Genomic DNA, 20,313 nt, shown 5'->3' on the forward strand with positions numbered 1-20,313 from the left:
GGGGAAAGCAAAAGTGGCAGCAGGAATGCTGATGGTGGGTATACAGGAAGGTGGGACGCGTGGTTTCGCGTGGCCTGATAATACGCGAAAAACACGCTGCAGTCCATTATCAACGCTGCGGAGCAAGCTTTGAACTTCGCCGACCGCGTTCCAGTGACTCCGTGCAAACGCGCGAATTCGCGTAAGCGTTCACTCCTGATTCGGTCAGCTGACTGTGGTAACCGGTCGCCGCGCGGCGTGAGGACACTTCCTTATGGAGGACTCGTGACTTCACCACGCAGCACATCGCCGACTCCAAATTCATTCGCCCCAAAAGCATGATCGCCGCGTAGCAGTACGAATTTTTGTGAGGTCAAAGCCATTCGGGGGAAAGCACTGAGAGTACCGCGATCGGTGCCCAGTGAAGCTGTACCGGTTAGGCAGACTGCTGAAACGCCGGAGATTCTTTCACGGACTCCGAATCTGCGACTGAGGCTTCTTTTGACAAGGCCGGACACCTGTCTTAGTCAATCCTTGGCAGTCTGGGACAAACAGACGTTTGATGACTGCCGTGGCTGACGATCAAACTCAATGCTGCGGTGTTGAGAATCCTGTCTCATACCCTGCGAAGCCCGTATGGATGGAACGACCTGCGAAAGGTGCCATCTTTCCGAAATCGGCATCAGGCTTCGCTCGAGAACACGGCCTTCAAAGAAGATCGGTTTCTTGCCAATTCTTTTCGGCATCACAGCACTCAGACGGCACACTCTTACCGGGACGGAATCCGGTGGCACGAGGAATCAACAACGGATCGTATTCAATGAGATCTCCTCGTCTCGACTCCCATCCCGTTCGGCGCGACCACGTCTCACCAGTCTCTCTGGCGCGGCCGAACCTTTTGCAAGAGGTGATTACTTTATGCTGAAATCCAGCCACAGGAACTCATCAGGCCGACGCAACTTTGTGGCCGCCTGTGCCACTGCGTTTAGTGTTGGAGTTCTCTATTGCAGTTTCGATTCGGTTCCCGCCGGCGAAGACGTGTCCGTTGCTCGCACGAACACGCTGAATACATTTATCCAGGAGAGCCAGGTTCCACTGCCTCCGGAAGCATCTACCATCCTGGACTCCGCCACGGTCGACGCAGACGCAGATTCTTCTGCCGTCGCGCAACCAGCTCAGCCGATTGCGGCAACCGAAGGCGGCGTACTGGACAGCATGGACACACTGAAGTTCTGTACGCTAATGCTGCAGGACGGTGCTCGCTTTATGGAGAACATGAGCGACTACACGATTCAATTTCATAAAGAAGAACGCATCAACGGCGACATGCAGGCGCCTCAAGCGATCGACATGAAGGTTCAACACACGCCGCACTTTGCAGTTTATATGAAGTGGCGCACAGGTGATCGCGGTCGTCAGGTTCTGTACAGCGAAGAATACGACGACGGCTGCATGGTTGTAAAATTCGGCGGGTTCAAAAAGATTCTGCCCGCGTTGAAAGTTGATCCCAACTGTGCCAATGCCATGGCAGAATCTCGCTATCCAGTGACGGAAGCCGGTATCCTGGGAATGATTCGCCAAATCCTGGCTTACCGAGAACGAGACCTCAAACGCGGCCACGGCGTAACCTGCGTGCGACTCGCGGATCAGGAATTCGACCAGAGAAAGTGCTACACGTTCCTGCTGAAGTATGACAGCCCGGAATACTGCAAGATGTATCGCAAGAGCATCATGATGGTCGATGCTCGCTATCACATCCCCGTGATGATGCGAAACTTTACCTGGGCCAAAGATGCAGAAGGCCTGTCGGAAGAAGAACTGGATAAACAGACGCTGATTGAGAACTATTCATTCACGAACCTGAACACCAGCACCAAACTGGCCAGCCGCGACTTCAGCCGCGAGAACCCTCGCTACCGAATGTAACCGGCAGTTGAAAATCTAAGCAAAACAGAAGCCCGGCTCATCACAAAGCCGGGCTTTTTTCGTTGAGACTGCAAGCTGCCTCGCGTTCCATCGGTCAGCTACGGGATTTTGGACCGACCAGTCGGTTCATCGGCTCGCAGTCCTAAGAACGCGAGCCGCACGTGCCACGTGCCTGCCAACCGTCCGGTCCAAGGGCTATCGCCGCGAAACGATCACGTCGTATTGGCCAAACTTGTGAGGGGTCGCGTTGGCGAAGAGTTCAATCATGCGGTTTTCGTGCCAATCCAGACGCTTCGTCACGACATGGACCAAACCGCCGGGACGCAGAGTTTCGGCGGCCGACTGGAGAAACAGTTCAGAGATTCGGAAGTCCGAGTAATACGGCGGGTTGCACAAAAACACATCGTGCTGCCCGGCGTCCGGCACAACGCCATTCGACGTAAGCATGGCCGACACATTGGTCGCGTCGTTTAACGCGGCAGTTTCCTGAGTCGCCTGGACGGCACGCGCATGGCTGTCGACGGCGAGTACGCTCGCATCAGGAAACCGGAGTGCCGCAGCGGTGGACACGCTCCCGCAGCCGCTCCCCATTTCCACAATTTTCCGCACGGGCTTTTTGCGAAACTTCGGGTATTCGGCGACCAGATCCAGTGAACGGATCAACGCCCGCGCGCCGGCGTCGACTCGGCGGTGCGAAAACACGCCGGGCCGCGACACGCAACGAATTAATCGCTCACCGTCGCGGAATGCGAACTCATTGCGAAAGCACTTCTGCTTGTTCTGCTGGTCACTTTGCCGCGAAATATAGCACACGCCGTGCTTATCCTTCACGACTGTGGTGCGTCCGATTGTGTCCTTCAAATGTTGGTGCAGCCAGTGATCTTTCGGGTTGTTCGACGAAACAATCAGCCGGCCGCCGGGCTTCAACTGATTGGCGGCCGCTTGCAGCAGGTCGCGGGTGAGTTCTGCCGAACTTTTCGAATCGGTAGGAAACACGACGGTGTCGAATTCGCCGGGGGGCAAATCGGGCGTGCAAAACAATTCGACGTCAGAATCGGCCGCCACATCGTCATCGTCGGACAAAGCGTTCACGATGGCGGTTAAGTAGAAGTGTTCGCACGTGAAAATTTTCCAGATAACTTCAGGCCGCTCGCGGATCAGGTGTTTGCCTAAAGCGGTACCGGTGGTCAGGATCATCAACACGTTGCCCGGCAGAATCTTATCTGCCTGAGCGAGAATCAATCGATCGGCTACACCTCGCGGCAGACCGGCCGGTTTGCGCCCGTCTGTCGCCCCGCCGCCACCAGTGCGGCGGCGTTTGGAAGGTTTCGATTTACGACTGCGGCGTTCACTTTTCACTGGGAGGTGTCCAAGGTGTCCAAGAAGACGGATTGATTTCAGGTGTTTCAGGATTCTTCAAGGCATCATCGCCGTCGCCGGCGGGTTTCAGGTCGCGGATCAAGTGCAGAAAAATGGCGACAGACATGCCCGTCGATCCAAACATCATGCACATCACCATAATCTGGTAGCGAGCCGCGATGACTGGCGAAACTCCGGCCAGTACTTGCCCTGTCATCATGCCAGGGATCGACACCAGCCCTACGGCGAACAGCGAGTTCGTGATCGGAATCAACGCCGCTTCCAGGGCCGTCTGCCGTGAGACGATTCTATCGGTGCCGCGCCCGATTTCCGACTGAAACCGTTCTACCGCCAGGCTGACGGCATTCATGCAGTTGGAAAAGATCATGCCGGCCAGCGGAATGACCAGATTGGGCTCGTACCACGGCGTTGGCTGCAGCACGCCTTGAGTAATCACCACCAACGTTACGCCGCCGCCAACTAAAATGGCGAGCATCGCTTTGCCGAGCAATTCAGTCCGCTGTTTGACGACGACTCGCAATGAGATCCAACTGGCCGCTGTCAGCATCACGGCAAGTACCGCGATGACGATCAGCGAACTGTCTGCTTCGAAGATCGATTCCAGCACAAAACCCAGCAGCAGCAACTGCAGCAGCATACGAGCGATCGCCATCAGCGACGTCTTGGTCCCGACCGCCCAATGGTTCAGGATCAGCAGGACGACAACAACAGGAATCAGCGCGAGGGCCAGTCGTTCGAGCGGTATTACCTCGGCGGCGAACGTCATGACTGAGAATGGTCCGGGCTGGAATAGAAAGTGTTTACAAACCACTTCGTCCGCAGTCTGTTTTGCGACCAATCACTGGAGCGGAGAAAGATCGACGCAGAGTTTGCCGCGTAGAAAGGATCCGCACTGTGCGCAACTGCCCGCGTCAATGACTCCTTCCCCAAACAAAACTTCGTCCGTTGAACCTCCGCCCTAAGCTCCGTTAGGACGAGAGGTTGAATACGCGAGTTGAAACCTACGACAGCAACATTTCCAAATCTTCGACGGACAGATCCTTCAGAATGCTCTTCTGGTCGGCTCCGTTCAAAATCGCGTCGGCCAGATTTCGCTTCTTCGTTTGCAGCTCTGCAATTTTCTCTTCCACCGTGTCGCGGCAAATCATTCGATACGCGAATACGGTACGGGTTTGTCCAACTCGGTGAGCTCGGTCGATCGCCTGAGCTTCGACGGCTGGGTTCCACCATGGGTCGAGCAGGAAGACGTAGTCGGCGGCGGTCAGGTTCAGTCCCAAACCACCCGCCTTCAGGCTAATCAGGAAGACCTTGCAGTTGTCGTCCTCCTGGAAGTGGTTCACGCGAGCTTCGCGGTCGCGAGTCTGGCCGTCCAGGTATTCGTACTCGATGCCCGCTTCGTCCAGATGCTGTCGCACGATCGCCAACATGCTTGTGAACTGAGAGAACACAAGCGACTTGTGACCTTCTGAAACCAACTCCTTCAGATGAGGGATCAGGAAGTCCAGCTTGGCGAAGGTTTCCGACTCGTCGCCACGATCCAGCAACGCCGGATGACAGGCTGCCTGACGCAATCGCAGCAATGCTTCCAGCACGTGCATCTTGCTCTTGGCCAGGCCATCTTTGTGAACAGCTCCGAGCAACGATTCGCGATAGTGCAGTCGCAATTCGTCGTACAGACGTCGCTGGCCTTCTTCCATATCGCAGTAGATCGTTTCTTCCAGACGATCTGGTAGTTCCGACGCCACTTGCTTTTTCGTTCGTCGCAGTATGAACGGTCGCAGGCCGCGCCCGACCATCTGCCGTGATTCCTGGCTCTCCGGATCTGCCACATGGTTTCGGAACGCCGAGCTACGGCCCAGCATGCCGGGATTCAGGAATTCAAAAATGGACCACAGGTCACCCGCGTTGTTCTCAATCGGTGTACCACTTAACGCCAGGCGATGCCGAGCCCGCAGCAATCGCGATGCGCGAGCAATCTGTGACGACGGGTTTTTGATTGTTTGAGCTTCATCCAGCACGACATAGTCGAACTGGCAGTCCTTCAGGATTGTGATGTCACGCCGCACGGTGCCGTACGTCGTCAGAATCACGTCGTGCTTTGCAAATTCGTCTCGCAAAGCGGCTCGTTCCATGCCGGTGTAGTCCATCACCTTTAGGTTTGGAGCGAACCGGTTGCATTCCGCGTTCCAGTTGAAGATCAACGAACGTGGCACGACGATCAGTGTCGGAGCGGGCTTTTCGGACTTTTCTTTGTGCATCAACAGCATCGCGATGAACTGCACGGTCTTTCCCAGACCCATGTCGTCCGCCAGGCAGCCGCCGAAGTTGAAGTCGTTCAGGAACATCATCCACGACAGGCCGTCGCGTTGATAGTCGCGGAGTTCGCCCTTGAAGGCCTTTGGCGTTTCCAGCTTTTCGATTCCCGAAAAGTTGCGGAAGCGTTCCCGCATGTCTTCGAACTTTTCGTCGAATTCCACGTCTTCCTGAGCCGAAAGCAGTGCATCCAGCAGTGCGGCCTGCGAATTGGAAAACCGCAGAGAGTCTTCGTCCAGCGTTCCCAAACCAGAAATCAGGCCGATTTGCTCAAGCCATTCTTCCGGCAGAATGCCGAGCGAACCATCGTCGAGCCGTACGGTTGAGTCACCTCGTTCCAGCGCCTGCAGCAGTTCTGGAAACGCGACCGAACGACCTTCGAAGTCGATCTCGGCATTCACGTCAAACCAGTCGATGTCCGAACTAACTCGGAACTTCATCGCACCGGCCTGACGCACCTTGCTTCCATCGGCAAAGACTTCCCAACCGCCATCCACGAGGTCTCGCACGGCACGACCAAGATCGCGCCGGGGAATTTCGACGTCGGCGTTTGTCTGCGAACCGTTTAGTCGTTTGCGGAACCCGTGTTCGCGAAGACGTTCCCAGCAGTTCGCTTCGAATTCTCGATCGCGGATGATGCATCGATTCTGGTCTCGCTGCACAACGGCCCAACGAGAATTACGTCCGGGAACCGACGTGCCCATGTATTCGAAGATGACTTCGGCCGTTAAAGAATCATTACGCCATCGCGACATTGGCGGCGTGAAGATTCGCAGAGCAGGCGTCGGTGTGGCGTGAATCTCTTCCAGTTGCAGTTCTTTGGGCAGTTCCAGCCGAGGCAACGTGGGAATGTCCAGCAAACGGTCCACGAAATCATTCTGATCGGACTTCGGAATGCTGAGACTCTTTTCTGCCGACAGCATCTTCATCCATTCGGATGCACCGAAGTCGCGCAGGCGGCCAATCGAATCGGACGCTACGACAAAACCGCCCGAAACGACCAACGGAACGTCAGACAGTTCAAGCGATTCGTCTTCGCGCATCAACACGCCGGTGACCAGCCAGCCACTGCCGTCGGAGTTCTTCCGCACGCGGACAGTCAATTCCCACGGCGATTCGTCGTCCCATTCCAGCGTTTGAGCGGCTTTATCATCGGCGCCGCCAATTGCCAGACGGCCGGAACGGCACATATCGGGCAGAATTAACGTGCCCAGCTCATACGGCAAATGAAACCGGTGCGCGGCGGCTCGCAGTTCGGCCTGCTGAGTCGACCAGTTATTTCGTTCGGGAATCGCTCCCGCCAGATACGACAGGAACACGCGGTCGTCTTCGTGCTCGATCTGATCCAGTTCGCCCGGCTTAATCTTCAGCGGTTTGATTTTTCCCCATTGTCCGCTGGAGCGACGTTGACGTTGCGACGCCTGAACAACCAATTTGTCTGCTTCTTTACTGGCTTCAAAATCGATCTCGTAAAAGATCTGTCGGTCCTGTGTTTGAGCGTTCTTGCCGGAACTTGTAGGGGCCGACATTTCTTCCCGCAGGCCCGCCAACTTGGCTTCCCACGGTGCCAGTCGAGCTTCGCGCACAGCGGGCGCGGTGGCTGTTGCGGTGCCGCCCTTCTTTTTGGACCGGCTGGTGCTGGAGATCTCAGCATCCGCGTCGAATCCGGGCGTCAAATCGTCGACTCGAATCGGAGACGTTAGCTCCTTGGCCATAAACGGGGCCAGCCGACCGGGGCGGATGGCAGGGTTGATGTAGCCTTCCGCATCGGCGGTCAACACAGTCGCCCACAGGTGCTTACACGCCTTGCTTTTGGCGAACTGATCGCACGTGCAAAACAGGCCGATGTCGTCTTCCTGGTAGCGTAGCTGAGTCTGATATTCGACGCCGTCGACGACGACACCAAAGACATTTTCCGGAGTCACTCGAACCAGCGACACGCGTTCCGCTTCGATGTAAGCAGCGCCGCGATGTCGTAAGTCGGCTCGAAAACGATTTTGCAAAAGGTCCGCGAGAGTCATGGAATCCTTGACGAAAGATACTGGCAAAGACCGAAATCGGCCCTGATGAATGGTCTTTATTAGGCGAACCGGGAAGGGTAGCGTATCACCAGCGTTCTTTGCCAGAACAGGTCAACAGATTTCGTAATCCAGGATCATTTGTTCGAATGAAAACGAACAACCATAAACACAATGTACGGCGAACGCAGGATCAGATACAGTCCGGGGACGTATGCGCTGTCTCAACAAGTTGACCTATCAATGACCGAAAACCTGCCTACTCTTGATCGTGACGCCATCCTGAAATGGATTCACGAAAACGTACCAGTCGATGAATTCGCCGGACGCAAAGTTCTGCTGATCGTACCGGACAGCACACGTACTGCTCCGTTGCCGATTTTGTTCCCGGCGTTGCGGAAGTTACTGGGGCCGGCCTGCAAACAATTAGACCTGCTGGTGGCGTTGGGCACTCATCCGCCCATGCCGTTGCAAAAGATTCGCTCAATGCTGGGCATCGCCGACGACGACCCGTGCGACGATGTCGGCTTGTTCAACCATGAATGGGACAACCCCGATGCGCTGGCGACAATCGGTACATTGACCGAAGCTGAGACCCGCGAAATTTCCAACGGCGTGCTTGCTCAGGAAGTGCCGGTTGAGATCAATAAACGAGTTCTGGATTACGACGTCGCTCTTATTGTTGGCCCGGTTTTTCCGCACGAAGTCGTTGGCTTCAGTGGCGGCAACAAATACTTTTTCCCCGGCGTTTCCGGCCCGAGGCTGCTGAATTTCTTTCACTGGCTGGGAGCGTTAATCACCAACGTGGGGATCATCGGCATTCAGGACACACCTGTTCGTCAGGTCGTCAATCGCGCCGCAAAGCTGGTTCCCATCGAACGCCGGTGCCTGGCCTTCGTCGTCGCGGCGAATGCATCGCCGTACGGCATGTTTTACGGAACGCCGGAAGAAGCATGGAAGGGCGCGTCTGAGCTATCGGGCCGAGTTCACATCAAACGTTTTTCCAAGCCCTTCAAGCAGGTGCTGTCGTGTGCTCCGGAAATGTACGATGAACTTTGGGTGGCCGGAAAGTGCATGTACAAGCTGGAACCCGTCGTCGCAGACGGCGGCGAACTGATCATCTACGCCCCGCATATGAAAGACGTCTCGGTCACTCACGGCGCCGCCATTGAAGCGGTCGGTTATCACGTGCGAGACTACTTCACCAAGCAGTGGGACAAATTCAAGCATCATCCGTGGGGCGCTTTGGCACATTCGACTCACGTGCGTGGCAGCGGTGAATTTGTCGACGGTGTCGAGAAACCTCGCGTGACCGTGACAGTCGCGTCTCAGATTCCTCGTGAAGTTTGCGAACGAATCAACCTCGCCTACCGAGATCCCGCCACGATCGATGTGGAAGCCTTCGCCAACCGCGAAGACGAAGGTGTGTTGCTGGTGCGAAAAGCGGGCGAACATTTGCACCGTTTGGAAGACGGTGTGAGCACACAATACCAAGAGTAAGGCATAGCCAGGATCAAGTTGGTCTTTTTGGTGGCCTGACTTTCCGAGTCGGGCGCAGCGAAAATCCCGACTTGGACAATCAGGCGACAATCTGTTTCTGAACCCGGAGTAAGCGATGGAGCCGCTGATCTTTGAACCGCTTCTGAAGCAGATTCGCTGGGGCGGGCGGAAACTGGGCACGATGCTCAACAAGCCGCTCGGCGACGCCGACGACTATGCCGAGAGTTGGGAAATTGCCGACCAGCCGAGTGGCCAAAGCGTCGTCGCGAGCGGCGAGTTCGCTGGGAAAACGCTGACAGAACTGATCGCGGAACATTCCGTTGAGCTGTTAGGCGATCACAGCAAGGCGACTCAATTTCCGCTGCTGATCAAATATCTGGATGCCAACGATTGGCTGTCTCTGCAGGTGCACCCCAACGATCACCAGGCCGCACAGTACGACGCTGATGAAAATGGCAAGACTGAGGCCTGGGTCATTCTGGATGCGGAGCCCGACAGTCAAATCTGCGCCGGCTTGAAAGCTGACATCACGCGCGAGCAGTTTGAAAAGCATCTGCACGCGGGCACGGTTGAAGAAGCCTTGCACATGATTCCCGCGAAGATCGGAGACTGCATATTCGTCCCCGCTCAAACGGTGCATGCACTCGGCCCCGGCATCCTGCTGGCGGAAGTGCAGCAACAAAGTAACCTGACGTTTCGCCTTTACGACTGGGGCCGCATGGGCAGCGATGGTCAGCCACGTGAGATTCATGTTGAGGAATCGCTGGCGTGCATCGACTTTGAGCGCGGCCCCGTGAATCCGGCGACGCCAGTCCAGTTGTCAGACGGCAAACATCACTTTGAAGAAGTCGTTCGCTGTGACTACTTCGTCATTCGGCGGCACAAAGCGGTCGACGAATTCCGCCTGAAGCTGCACAACCGTTTTCGGATTCTCATGCTGCTCGAAGGCCAGGCCGAAGTGACGACCAGCTCGGGAAGCGTCCAACTATCGAAGGGCACAACAGTGCTTCTGCCCGCCGCGACGGAAATTGCCACAGTCATACCGAACGGCCGTATTCAACTGCTGGAAATCGACGCACCTGTGGCGTAATGGGCATTCAAAGTGTTACGTTTTCTTTGGGTTCTGACTTGGTTAAAATCTTTCGACGCGAAGGGCGTTGGGCGTTCAGTGTTGATTGAGCCGACACGCAAGGCACGCATCCGTTTTTGAAACTGCCGATCTGAAAAACGCGAGGGAGTCCCAATATGAGGCGACGAAACTTTCTGCAAACGACATCTGTCTCAGCCGCACTGGCCAGCGGACTCCCGTTGCAGGATGCGCTTGCATACCAGCCTCAGCCCATGGGAAAAGCCGAACACTGCATCATGATCTGGCTGGGCGGCGGGATGGCTCAGATCGACACCTTCGATCCCAAAGCGATGGGCGATGCGAAGGCAAAGAAAGCCGGATCGTACTACCCTGCCATCGATACCGCCGTCAGCGGTGTTCAGGTTTGCGAACACCTGAAGGAATCCGCAAAGCTGATGGATCGAATCACCGCGCTGCGTACTGTCCATCACAATGTTGTGGATGAACACGCGGCCGCGACGAACCGCATGCACACGGGGCGAGTCACCAGCGGGACAGTGCAATACCCATCGCTGGGTTCGATGATCGCTCACGAACGAGGTGCCGCGTCGCCTGGCGTTCCGGCCTACATGTTGATCGGGTATCCGAACCTGACGCGCGGTCCAGGTTTTCTGGGTCAGAAAGGTGGCTTCGTTTATTTGACCGATGTCGAAAGTGGCCCCGCTGGCCTGGCACGTCCGGCCAGCATTGGCACGACTCGGCAATCACGGCGCGAACGACTGTTGGAAACGGTCCGCACGGCCGGTGAGCAGCGTTTTGCAGGCGACGCGCTATTTGAAGAATACAACTCTGCAATGGCAGAAAGCCTCCGGCTATCGGGACCGGAATTCATGAAAGTCTTCGACCTGAAGACGGAATCGGACGACGTGCGAACTGAATACGGCGAAGGGTTTGGACAGCGCATGCTGCTGTCACGGCGACTGTGCGAAGCCGGTGTCCGGTTTATCGAAGTGTCTCACAACATGAACTTCCGCAACGGCACCGGCTGGGACACTCACAACGACGGTCAGTTGAACCAGCACTTGCTCATTCAGGAACTCGACCAGTCGCTGGCCGCTTTGATACGTGACCTGGAAGCTCGGCAGATGCTGGACAAGACACTGATCGTCATCAATTCTGAATTCGGTCGCCCAGCTCAATTCGATTCCGGGGGCGGTCGTGGCCATCATTCGAAGTGCTTCAGCATGGTGCTGGCCGGCGGCGGCCTGAATCATTGCGGTGCGTATGGAGTCAGCGACGAACTGGCCATGGAGCCCGTGGAGAATCCAGTCGGCGTTCCCGATGCGTTCGCGACAATCCTCGCCTGTCTGCAGATTGATCCCACAAAGAACCTGTACGACGGAGACCGCCCAGTGCCAATCACGGACCAGGGCCAGGCGATTAAGCGGCTACTAACATAACACCGGATTTCAGGTCTGCCGTGCGTGAAGACATGTAAGCGGCGAATGCTCAAAATTTCAGGCGCCGTCGAAGCAACAGCGAAATGCCGGTGGCGTGAACAGCGTTGCCTCGCGGTATCGAGTGACAATTCACGACAACCCATCGGCGATCAGCTCGAAACCTCGCGGCCAGTCTGCTAGAAGGCGTTCGTTTATTTTGACTTTGGTCGCCTTTGACCTGATTCTCTGAAAGCCAACTCTATGAGCCGCCATGATGGCCGCACTGTTGATCAACTTCGCCCGATCAGCGTACAACGCGGGTTCACAAATACTTCTGCCGCCAGCGTTCTGATTCAGGCAGGCGACACCATGGTGCTGTGTACTGCCAGCGTGCAAAACAGCGTTCCACCGTGGCGGATGCCGCGAAACGAAGGCGAGACGGCTCAGGGTTGGGTGACCGCCGAATACAACATGCTGCCCGGCAGCACAACGCCCCGCAAACAGCGAGACCGCAGCAAAGTTGACGGTCGCACCACAGAAATCCAGCGTCTGATCGGCCGCAGCCTGCGAGCCGCCGTGGACTTTGGCGTTCTGGGCGAACACACCATCACGATCGACTGCGACGTGCTGCAGGCTGACGGGGGAACTCGCACGCTTAGCGTCACCGGCGGATTCATCGCGCTGTGCGAAGCTGTGCATTCGCTGGGCATCAGCGGCACTGTGATCAAAGACAGCGTCGCCGCCATCAGCGTGGGAGTCGTCAACGGCACGCCGGTGCTGGACCTTGACTACCCGGAAGACAGCACGGCCGAAGTCGATATGAACGTCATCATGACGGGCAGTGGCAAGTTCATCGAAGTGCAGGGCACGGCCGAAGGCGAACCATTCGATTTCGAGACCCTGCAGGCTCAACTGGCTCTGGCAAAAAGCGGCATTGAACAATTGACCGACATTCAGAAGAATTCGCTGGCCGAAGCATGGCCGTTTTAGTAAGTCATCCGAGCATACGCACAAGAATAAGACCACTTCCATGACTGATGGCAAATACCGTTCTGTGCCCGAAGAAACCGCCGGGTTGCCCAAAGGTGTGAAGTACATCATCGGGAACGAAGCGGCCGAACGCTTCAGTTTCTACGGAATGCGCACGATCCTTGTCGTGTTCATGACCAAGTACCTGCACTACATGGTCGATGGCGAAGTCGGCACAGAAATGAGTGACGCTCGCGCGAACGAGTACTACCACAACTTTGTCGCGGCAACTTACTTCTTTCCCATCCTGGGTTCGTTTCTGTCCGACGTCCTGATCGGCAAGTATCGCACGATCCTTTCGCTATCGATCGTGTACTGCCTGGGCCACCTTGCGTTGGCGCTGATGGGCGGAGCAGGTTTGGAGCCTTCACAATGGCTGTTGCTGGGCCTGTTTCTGATCGCCCTCGGCAGCGGCGGCATCAAGCCGTGCGTTTCCGCTCATGTCGGCGACCAGTTTGGCAAGAAGAACAGCCACTTGATGACTCGCGTCTTTCAGTGGTTTTACTTCGCAATCAACTTCGGATCGACCGCTTCCACGTGGCTCACACCAGTCCTTTTGAAATGGTACGGCCCACACGTGGCGTTCGGCGTTCCGGGCGTCCTGATGGCGTTGGCAACGCTATTGTTCTGGATGGGGCGCAATAAATTTATTCATGTGCCTGCTGGCGGGATGAAGTTCTTTAAGGAAACGTTCAGCCGAGAAGGCGTATTCGCGTTGTTGAAGCTTTCGACAATCTACGCGTTTGTCGCCGTGTTTTGGGGACTGTTCGATCAGACGGGATCGTCATGGGTGATTCAAGCCGAGAATATGGATCGGCGATTCCTTGGTATTGAATGGCTGCAATCGCAGATTCAAGTGATCAACCCGATCCTCGTCATGATGCTGATTCCGCTGTTCCAGTTTGTGATCTATCCGTCCGTCGACAAAGTGTTCAGGCTGACCAGCATTCGCAAAATTTCGATCGGCTTCTTCCTGACGGCCGCCAGTTTTGCCGTGGTCGCGATGGCTCAGGACCTGATCGATGGCGGTGCTACGCCGTCGATTGCCTGGCAGCTTTGGGCCTACGTGTTACTGACCAGTGGTGAGGTCATGATCTCAATCACGGGGCTGGAATTTTCGTACACTCAAGCGCCAAAGACGATGAAGTCTGTCATTATGGCGGTGTGGCTGTTTTCAGTCTCACTGGGCAACATCTTCACAAGCTTCGTGAACCATTCGATTCAGGTACCGGGCGTGAATCAGGTGGCTGCTGAGGTGAAGTCGCAGGAGCCAGATACCGAAGGCACGGTAGCCAACTGGAAGTTCAAAACGACCGCTCGACCAATCGGAGGCAGTGAAGAAGACGGCAAAACGATTACCGTGGCGGGCGTCGACGGCGAATACGGAACGACCGACGACATCGTGCTCCAGTTCAACGCGTTCAACAAGCTGGAAGATGTCGAAACGTCAGACAATGAAACGCTGGCAAACGCCTCCAAACTAATTGAAGAAGCCTTCTTCGCGTCTGCGACGGACGATGCCGACAAAGCTCTGCCGACTGAAGAAGAAGCTCAATCGCTGCTTGCGAATGAAACCGATTCTTACGGAAATCCGTTCACCTACAGTCAGCTTTCCCGCAACAACTTTCGCATCACATCTGCTGGTGCGGACGGCAAAAACGAGACTCAATGGGACGTGATTCTGCGAGGAACCGTTAGCCGAGCCGACGTGAAAGACTCACAGGATCAGGCAGACGTTCCCTACGACTGGCTGGAACAACGCATCATTTCTATCCGAGGAGACGACGGGAAAGCTGAAGTCGATGCAGCTCGAGGCGATATACCGGATACGGAAATCAGTCACTCGATCACAGTGGGTGGCCAGGACACGCTGGAAGGTGGCGACTACTTCTGGTTCTGGACGTATACGATTCTGATTACCGCGATTCTGTTCGTGCCCGTGGGATACTTCTACAAAGAAAAATCCTACATACAGGCCGAAGGTGATGACCTGGAAGAAGAAGCGACTGCTGAAGCAACCGCCGGAGGACACGATGCGTAGGCCGCTTTAGAATCGCGAAGGCAGCTACGTCTGCCCTCTATGCAGACAAGCGACCAGCGTAGACGACGAGTATCGGCCAGCATTACACCGGTCGATGTCTGGCGTCCAACCTTAGCCAGTACAACAATTCGTGAATGAGTTTCAGCATCGTCTTGATGCGGCGTTCTGGTTCTCGTTGAATGCAGCGAAGGCAGAGCGTTTCCAGTGCCGAGGGAATATCCCGATCGGCCGCCACGATGCTCGGCGTGGGAGGTGGGTTGTTGACTTTGTTCTGCAGCATTTCGTCCAGAGTCTCGCCCCAGGCCAGTTGCTGCATGGTCAGCACTTCAAACAGAATGGCCCCCAAACTGTAGATGTCCGTGCTGTGATCCAGTTCGTCGCCCGCGATTTGTTCGGGCGACATGTATTGTGGCGTGCCGGGGTGTGAGTCCTTAGAACGCAGCGAGTTCACGTCGTCCACGTCTTCGGCACGAGCCAGCGTGCCGGGGCCATCCTTGCTGCGAAGGCTGGCGAGTCCCCAATCCAGAAGCAACACTTCTCCATAGCCGCCCGTCACTATATTTTCCGGCTTCACATCACAGTGCACGACGCCGTGCACATGAGCGTAGCTTAAAACCTGACCAACCTGAATCACGACGTCGATCAGCCGATGAAGATCCCACGCTTTCTGCAGCGCCGGGTCACCGTTCATCAAGCCGTCTAAAACTTCCCGCAATGTGGCGCCGCGCACCAGCTTCATTGTGAAGTAATAGTGCATTTTGGAATCGAAGCCCACCTCGTACACCGGCGCTGTATTGGGGTGCTGCAGCATGGCCGTGACACGAGCTTCTCGCAGAAATGCTTTCTGTTCCTCCGGGTCATCGGCAAACTCAGGACGCAGCGTCTTGTGGCACACAGTACGACCCAGGTGCATATCTTTGCACGACTGGATCAAGCACTTGCCGCCAAGAGCGATCTTGCGGAAGTAGATGTACCGAGTGTTATTCTTGAGCTGAGCGTCAGTCGGCAGACTCGCGTCTGTTTCTTCCAGAAAAATGTGAGACTTGTCGCTGGTGGGACGAGGATAGCTGGATGGCACAGTGAATGACTTTTCTGACAACTCGATTGCGAACAGAAAGATACAGAAGGTCGGGCATAACCTCATTGGTCGAGCCAAATGAACTTGGTGCTCACCTGCCCCGACTGCTTTGGGCGAGTTGAATTATAGAGAACCCGGCCGAATGCGACGCCGAAACAAGTCTGCTTTTCCTAAAACCCGGGCTTCTGCTCTGAATACCTCGCCATCAAAGTCTGCGGAAAACATAATGGCAATAGCCAGCCAAGCACCGTCACGGCAGGCCACGATTCAACGGAGTGTGCAAAAGGGAATGAGTTTGTGGCGGAAGATCGTACGGGAACACCGTTAACGAAAGTACCCCATTCACTTGTGTAATATGGCCGTCCGGGGCGGTCGAAACCTGCGCAATGGGCTCGTAGCGCGATCGTGCATCAGCAACGGAACTTCGAAGTATGACGACTAACGAAATTTCACTCACCAATCAGCTCACTTCTGCGTCACAGAAGATTGCAGAATGCGAAGTGTTGCGCACGGAACTGCAACGTCTGCAAACGCACATGGAAACAGTCGTCGCAGAACGAGACCAGACGCTGGAATCGCTGCAACAGTCCGCTCTGACGAACATGCAGGCAGAACGGCAGAGAATTCACGACAACGCTGATCGCGAACTCGACACGCTGCGTCTTGACTGCAACTCACGGCGTGAAACGCTGCAGCAGAATCTCAAAACCACCCTTCACCGACTGGTCGCCGACCTCGAAGTCGAAACGAACAATCTGGAAGAGCGGCGCAAGTCTGAGCTATGGGTCCTGCAGTCGGTAATGGATGAAGACGGTGACGACAGCCCGGTTGTTCATTTCGAACGCGAAGCAGAAACCTTTGTCACTCAAAAAGCATTCCTAGACGAACGATTCGAAATTCTTCAGCAGCAGCTCAAAGATTCAGAACAGTATCTCGCCAACAGTCACGCAACGACCGAAACAGAACTTCCACCGCCGAACCTGAACGTCACGAAACGGCTCGAACTAAAAGACGCCGCCGTTGAAGCGGGCAATCAGGCGCTGGCGGCCGCCGATGAAATCGAACGTCTGAAACTGCCCAGGTGGCTGCAGGGTTTTCGGATATGGGCTTTAAGTCTTCTTGCCTTTGTCGTGCTTTGGATTCCTATCGTCGCCGCAAGAGCCGACCTGCGACAGTTTATCAATCCGGAGTTAACCAAACCGGACTGGCAGTGGACCGCGATGGCCGCCCTGACCGCGGCCGTCATTGTGGTGCTGTTCGCCGTGTTGTCGTTGGTGTCGGCCCAGGCCTCGCTGCGAAGTCGGTTCCAGTCGATGCTGCAACACGTCAGCAATGCCAGGGCAGCGCGAACTGGTTGGGAACAGAAATCTCAACGCTACGTCGACCGAATGGAAGGGCAGGCCAGCGAATGGCGACTCGAAGTCGAACAGCGCCGTATTCAACAGACACAAAAACTTACCGAAGACATCGATTCGCGAATTGCGTCACTCCGCAATCAAACAGCCGCGCAACAGGCCACCTTCGAAGGCGAAATTCAACGCCAAATTCAGCAAATTGATCACGAGTTGACTACAGCGGAGCAACGCATTGAAGCTCGCAAAGTGACTGACGTTCAACAGGCTCTGGATCGAACGAACATCGAACTCCAGACCGCTCGCGATACCTGCGAACAGCAAGCACAACGCACAATGGCTCGCGAACGCTTAGCGGAAGCCGAACTCATTGCGACGTGGCGAAGCATCATCGACGACTTGCGCACGACCGCGAAGGAAAGCAGCGTACTCGCGGCGGCAACTCGGCGTTGGCCGAAGGCTGGAACCGGTCAGTGGACACTTCCTACCGAAATGCCGACGCACCTTTCAGTCGGCGATCTGTTGACGACTGTCCCGAATATTCCCGACGCACTGCCTCGGCCCGAGCCATTCAATTTGTGTCTGGAAATGCCGGCGATTCTGCGATTCCCCACCGATACTTCGCTTCTTGTCGAACACGATTCCGCCGGACGCGACACAGCGCTCAGTTTCATTCGAACTCAGTTACTGCGGCTGCTGACAGTGATTCCGGCCGGGCGAATTCGCCTGACGTTAATCGACCCGGTTGGGCTGGGGCAAAGCTTCTCGGCAATGATGCACCTAGCCGATTTCGACGAGCTACTGATTCACAGTCGCATCTGGACGGACAGCACTCAAATTCGTGACCAACTTCAGAAGGTCACTGTTCATATGGAGAACATTTTTCAGACGTACCTGCGAAGTCAGTTCGACACGATCGAAGAATACAACGCATCAGCCGGCGAGGTGGCCGAACCGTATCATTTTGTTGTCGTGGCCGGATTCCCGACCGCGTTCACCGACGAATCGGCGCGGCACCTGTCGTCAATTCTGACCAGCGGCCCTCGTTGCGGCGTTCACGCCATCGTCGCGTGGAATCCAACTATTGGCGTTCCACCATCGTTTGATGTGGACGACCTGACGAACACCTGCGTACGGTTTAAGGTGGACGGCGATGTCGTTCTGCCGCAGCAGCAATATTCAAAGGCGGTTCTGTTTGAACAGTACCCGGAACCCGCGGCCGAAACTTACGTTCAGCTTGTACGAGATGTCGGCGAACAATCGCGAGACGCTCGGCGAGTGGAAGTTTCGTTCAACCGCATCGCACCACGCGAAGACGAGATCTGGAGTCATTCGACGGCGGACGGAATCGACTTTCCCATCGGTCGCGCCGGGGCCGCTCGGCTGCAGTTTATGCGACTCGGCCGTGGCACGTCTCAACACGCACTGGTGGCGGGGAAAACGGGTTCCGGAAAGTCGACACTGCTTCATATTCTGATCACGAATCTGGCGTTGCACTACAGTCCGAACGAAATTCAGTTTTACCTGATCGACTTTAAAAAGGGCGTCGAATTCCGCACCTATGCGGCGCACAAACTGCCTCACGCGCGAGTCATCGCGATCGAGAGTGACCGGGAATTTGGCCTAAGCGTGCTGGAACGACTGGACGAAGTTCTACAGGAACGCGGCGAACTGTTTCGCGAACGCGGCGTGCAGGACGTGCCATCGTTTCGCAAGCAATTCCCGAGTGAACCGATGCCTCGCCTTTTGCTGTTGATCGACGAATTTCAGGAATTCTTCGTCGCCGAAGACCGCGTTTCGGCACGAGCATCGTTGCTGCTGGACCGGCTGGTGCGGCAGGGGCGAGCGTTCGGAATTCACGTACTGCTCGGATCGCAGACGCTTGGTGGAGCGTACTCGCTGGCTCGCAGCACGATGGGCCAGATCGCCGTGCGGATCGCGTTGCAATGCAGTGAAAGCGACGCTCACTTGATCCTTAGCGAAGACAATCCCGCGGCTCGCATGCTGACGCGACCAGGCGAAGCGATCTACAACGACGCCAACGGACTGCGGCAGGGGAATCATCAATTTCAGATTGCGTGGCTGGACGAAGAACGTCGGGAGCAGGCAATCGCCACGATGGTGGCACGTCCGACGGACGCCAATTCTGCTGAGCAGGGGATGATCGTCTTTGAAGGCAACGTGCCACCGACGCCGGAACTTTGTCGACCGCTGAACATGTATCTGAAGCCAACCGACGACGCGACTCGCCGCACAACAGACTGCATCACAATTTGGCTGGGCCAACCCGTTGCAATCGCAGCGCCGACGTGCGTTGAGATCCGACGGGCGAGCGGACAAAATCTTCTGCTGGTCGGTCAGGATGAAAGTCAGGCAGACGGGCTAATCGCCTACACAATTCTTAGCACCTGTCGACCGTTCGCTGCCGACGCAAATACTGCCACACCAAAGCTGACTCTACTACACGACGGACGCGATGCAGATTCGTTGCAGCGATTTCAGTCGCTGCGAACCAACCTGCCCGAAACCTCGTTCGAAATTGGCGACGCGAATGCAGCAGACGCGTTGATCAAACAGCACTATGACGAAATCGTCTTGCGAGAAGAAAACGCGGAACGCGCGACTGCGGCTGAGCAGATTCTGGTGGTTCGTAATGTGGGCCAGTTTCGCAGCCTCAGAAAAGACGACGACGATTTTGGGCTCGGCGGATTCGGCGAACCCAAAGAAGCGACTACCGCTTCGATGTTCAGTGACATTCTGAAACGTGGCCCGCTGGTCGGAATTCATGTGGTTGTCTGGTCAGATACCTTCAGCAACGTGGTTCGCTGGTTGTCGAGTTCGCTGCTTCGCGAATTCGAAAACCGAATCGCGTTCCGCATGAACCAAACCGATTCTGCCAGCCTGATCGATTCGCCGGTCGCTGCATCACTGGGACCGGCACGAGCCATCATCTACCGCGACCAGACCGGCGCAACCGAAAAGTTTCGTCCATGCGCATGGCCGTCAAACGAATGGTTGAACAGCCTCACCGGCGAACCGCCAGCCGACGTCACGACAGACTTCGACATCGATTCGCTGACGATCGAGTGATCACAACCGCCGGTTTCCGCCGATCGCAGACGCCGCGATCAGTATTGGCCACTAAATTCGCAGAGAAAATCGGCCTGTGGTTTGATGCGGTTCCGCTAC

General features: G+C 55.9%; 11 protein-coding genes. 7 read left to right on the forward strand and 4 right to left on the reverse strand.

Features of this window, described 5'->3' with window-relative positions; genetic code table 11:
* The first annotated feature begins 897 nt into the window (after window positions 1–897).
* Window positions 898–1,905: a DUF1571 domain-containing protein gene (locus tag Fuma_RS08595; protein WP_158520914.1), complete on the forward strand. Its 1,008-nt coding sequence runs from the start codon at window positions 898–900 to the stop codon at window positions 1,903–1,905.
* Window positions 1,906–2,100: 195 nt separating this feature from the next.
* Here the strand turns inward: Fuma_RS08595 and Fuma_RS08600 are convergent, their stop codons facing one another.
* From Fuma_RS08600 to Fuma_RS08610, 3 genes are all read right to left on the reverse strand, one after another.
* Window positions 2,101–3,264: a methyltransferase gene (locus tag Fuma_RS08600; RefSeq protein WP_077023768.1), complete on the reverse strand. Its 1,164-nt coding sequence runs from the start codon at window positions 3,262–3,264 to the stop codon at window positions 2,101–2,103.
* Window positions 3,254–4,051: an ABC transporter permease gene (locus Fuma_RS08605; protein ID WP_077023769.1), complete on the reverse strand. Its 798-nt coding sequence runs from the start codon at window positions 4,049–4,051 to the stop codon at window positions 3,254–3,256. The genes Fuma_RS08600 and Fuma_RS08605 overlap by 11 nt, the downstream gene beginning before the upstream one ends.
* A gap of 235 nt (window positions 4,052–4,286) precedes the next feature.
* A complete protein-coding gene (locus Fuma_RS08610) occupies window positions 4,287–7,619 on the reverse strand; it encodes a DEAD/DEAH box helicase (protein WP_077023770.1) in 3,333 nt (1,110 codons plus the stop codon).
* A gap of 240 nt (window positions 7,620–7,859) precedes the next feature.
* Here Fuma_RS08610 and Fuma_RS08615 point away from each other — a divergent pair, with 240 nt between their 5' ends.
* From Fuma_RS08615 to Fuma_RS08635, 5 genes are all read left to right on the forward strand, one after another.
* The gene (locus Fuma_RS08615; RefSeq protein ID WP_077028188.1) at window positions 7,860–9,116 is read left to right on the forward strand and encodes a lactate racemase domain-containing protein; all 1,257 of its coding nucleotides are present in this window, start codon (window positions 7,860–7,862) and stop codon (window positions 9,114–9,116) included.
* A 115-nt stretch (window positions 9,117–9,231) separates the two neighbouring features.
* Window positions 9,232–10,206 carry a type I phosphomannose isomerase catalytic subunit gene (locus Fuma_RS08620; protein WP_077023771.1) on the forward strand — a complete coding sequence of 325 codons (975 nt, stop codon included), beginning with the start codon at window positions 9,232–9,234 and terminating at the stop codon, window positions 10,204–10,206.
* 155 nt (window positions 10,207–10,361) lie between these two features.
* A complete protein-coding gene (locus Fuma_RS08625; RefSeq protein ID WP_077023772.1) occupies window positions 10,362–11,645 on the forward strand; it encodes a DUF1501 domain-containing protein in 1,284 nt (427 codons plus the stop codon).
* Window positions 11,646–11,885: 240 nt separating this feature from the next.
* A complete protein-coding gene (rph, locus tag Fuma_RS08630; protein ID WP_077023773.1) occupies window positions 11,886–12,614 on the forward strand; it encodes a ribonuclease PH in 729 nt (242 codons plus the stop codon).
* 40 nt (window positions 12,615–12,654) lie between these two features.
* Window positions 12,655–14,694 (forward strand): POT family MFS transporter, encoded by a 2,040-nt coding sequence (locus tag Fuma_RS08635; RefSeq protein ID WP_077023774.1) that lies wholly within the window; start codon window positions 12,655–12,657, stop codon window positions 14,692–14,694.
* A gap of 82 nt (window positions 14,695–14,776) precedes the next feature.
* Here Fuma_RS08635 and Fuma_RS08640 read toward each other — a convergent pair whose 3' ends face one another.
* Window positions 14,777–15,772: a serine/threonine protein kinase gene (locus Fuma_RS08640; protein WP_077028189.1), complete on the reverse strand. Its 996-nt coding sequence runs from the start codon at window positions 15,770–15,772 to the stop codon at window positions 14,777–14,779.
* 431 nt (window positions 15,773–16,203) lie between these two features.
* Here Fuma_RS08640 and Fuma_RS08645 point away from each other — a divergent pair, with 431 nt between their 5' ends.
* Window positions 16,204–20,214: an FtsK/SpoIIIE domain-containing protein gene (locus tag Fuma_RS08645; RefSeq protein ID WP_077023775.1), complete on the forward strand. Its 4,011-nt coding sequence runs from the start codon at window positions 16,204–16,206 to the stop codon at window positions 20,212–20,214.
* Window positions 20,215–20,313 lie beyond the last annotated feature (99 nt).

This window comes from Fuerstiella marisgermanici, from assembly GCF_001983935.1.
Classification (GTDB): Bacteria; Planctomycetota; Planctomycetia; order Planctomycetales; family Planctomycetaceae; genus Fuerstiella; species Fuerstiella marisgermanici.

Excerpts from the sequence above, each read along its gene's own strand:
- Fuma_RS08620 (WP_077023771.1), top strand. The coding sequence starts at position 9,232 with ATGGAGCCGCTGATCTTTGAACCGCTTCTGAAGCAGATTCGCTGGGGC.
- Fuma_RS08625 (WP_077023772.1), top strand. The coding sequence starts at position 10,362 with ATGAGGCGACGAAACTTTCTGCAAACGACATCTGTCTCAGCCGCACTG.
- Fuma_RS08595 (WP_158520914.1), top strand. The coding sequence starts at position 898 with ATGCTGAAATCCAGCCACAGGAACTCATCAGGCCGACGCAACTTTGTG.
- rph (WP_077023773.1), top strand. The coding sequence starts at position 11,886 with ATGAGCCGCCATGATGGCCGCACTGTTGATCAACTTCGCCCGATCAGC.
- Fuma_RS08610 (WP_077023770.1), bottom strand. The coding sequence starts at position 7,619 with ATGACTCTCGCGGACCTTTTGCAAAATCGTTTTCGAGCCGACTTACGA.
- Fuma_RS08605 (WP_077023769.1), bottom strand. The coding sequence starts at position 4,051 with ATGACGTTCGCCGCCGAGGTAATACCGCTCGAACGACTGGCCCTCGCG.
- Fuma_RS08635 (WP_077023774.1), top strand. The coding sequence starts at position 12,655 with ATGACTGATGGCAAATACCGTTCTGTGCCCGAAGAAACCGCCGGGTTG.
- Fuma_RS08645 (WP_077023775.1), top strand. The coding sequence starts at position 16,204 with ATGACGACTAACGAAATTTCACTCACCAATCAGCTCACTTCTGCGTCA.
- Fuma_RS08615 (WP_077028188.1), top strand. The coding sequence starts at position 7,860 with ATGACCGAAAACCTGCCTACTCTTGATCGTGACGCCATCCTGAAATGG.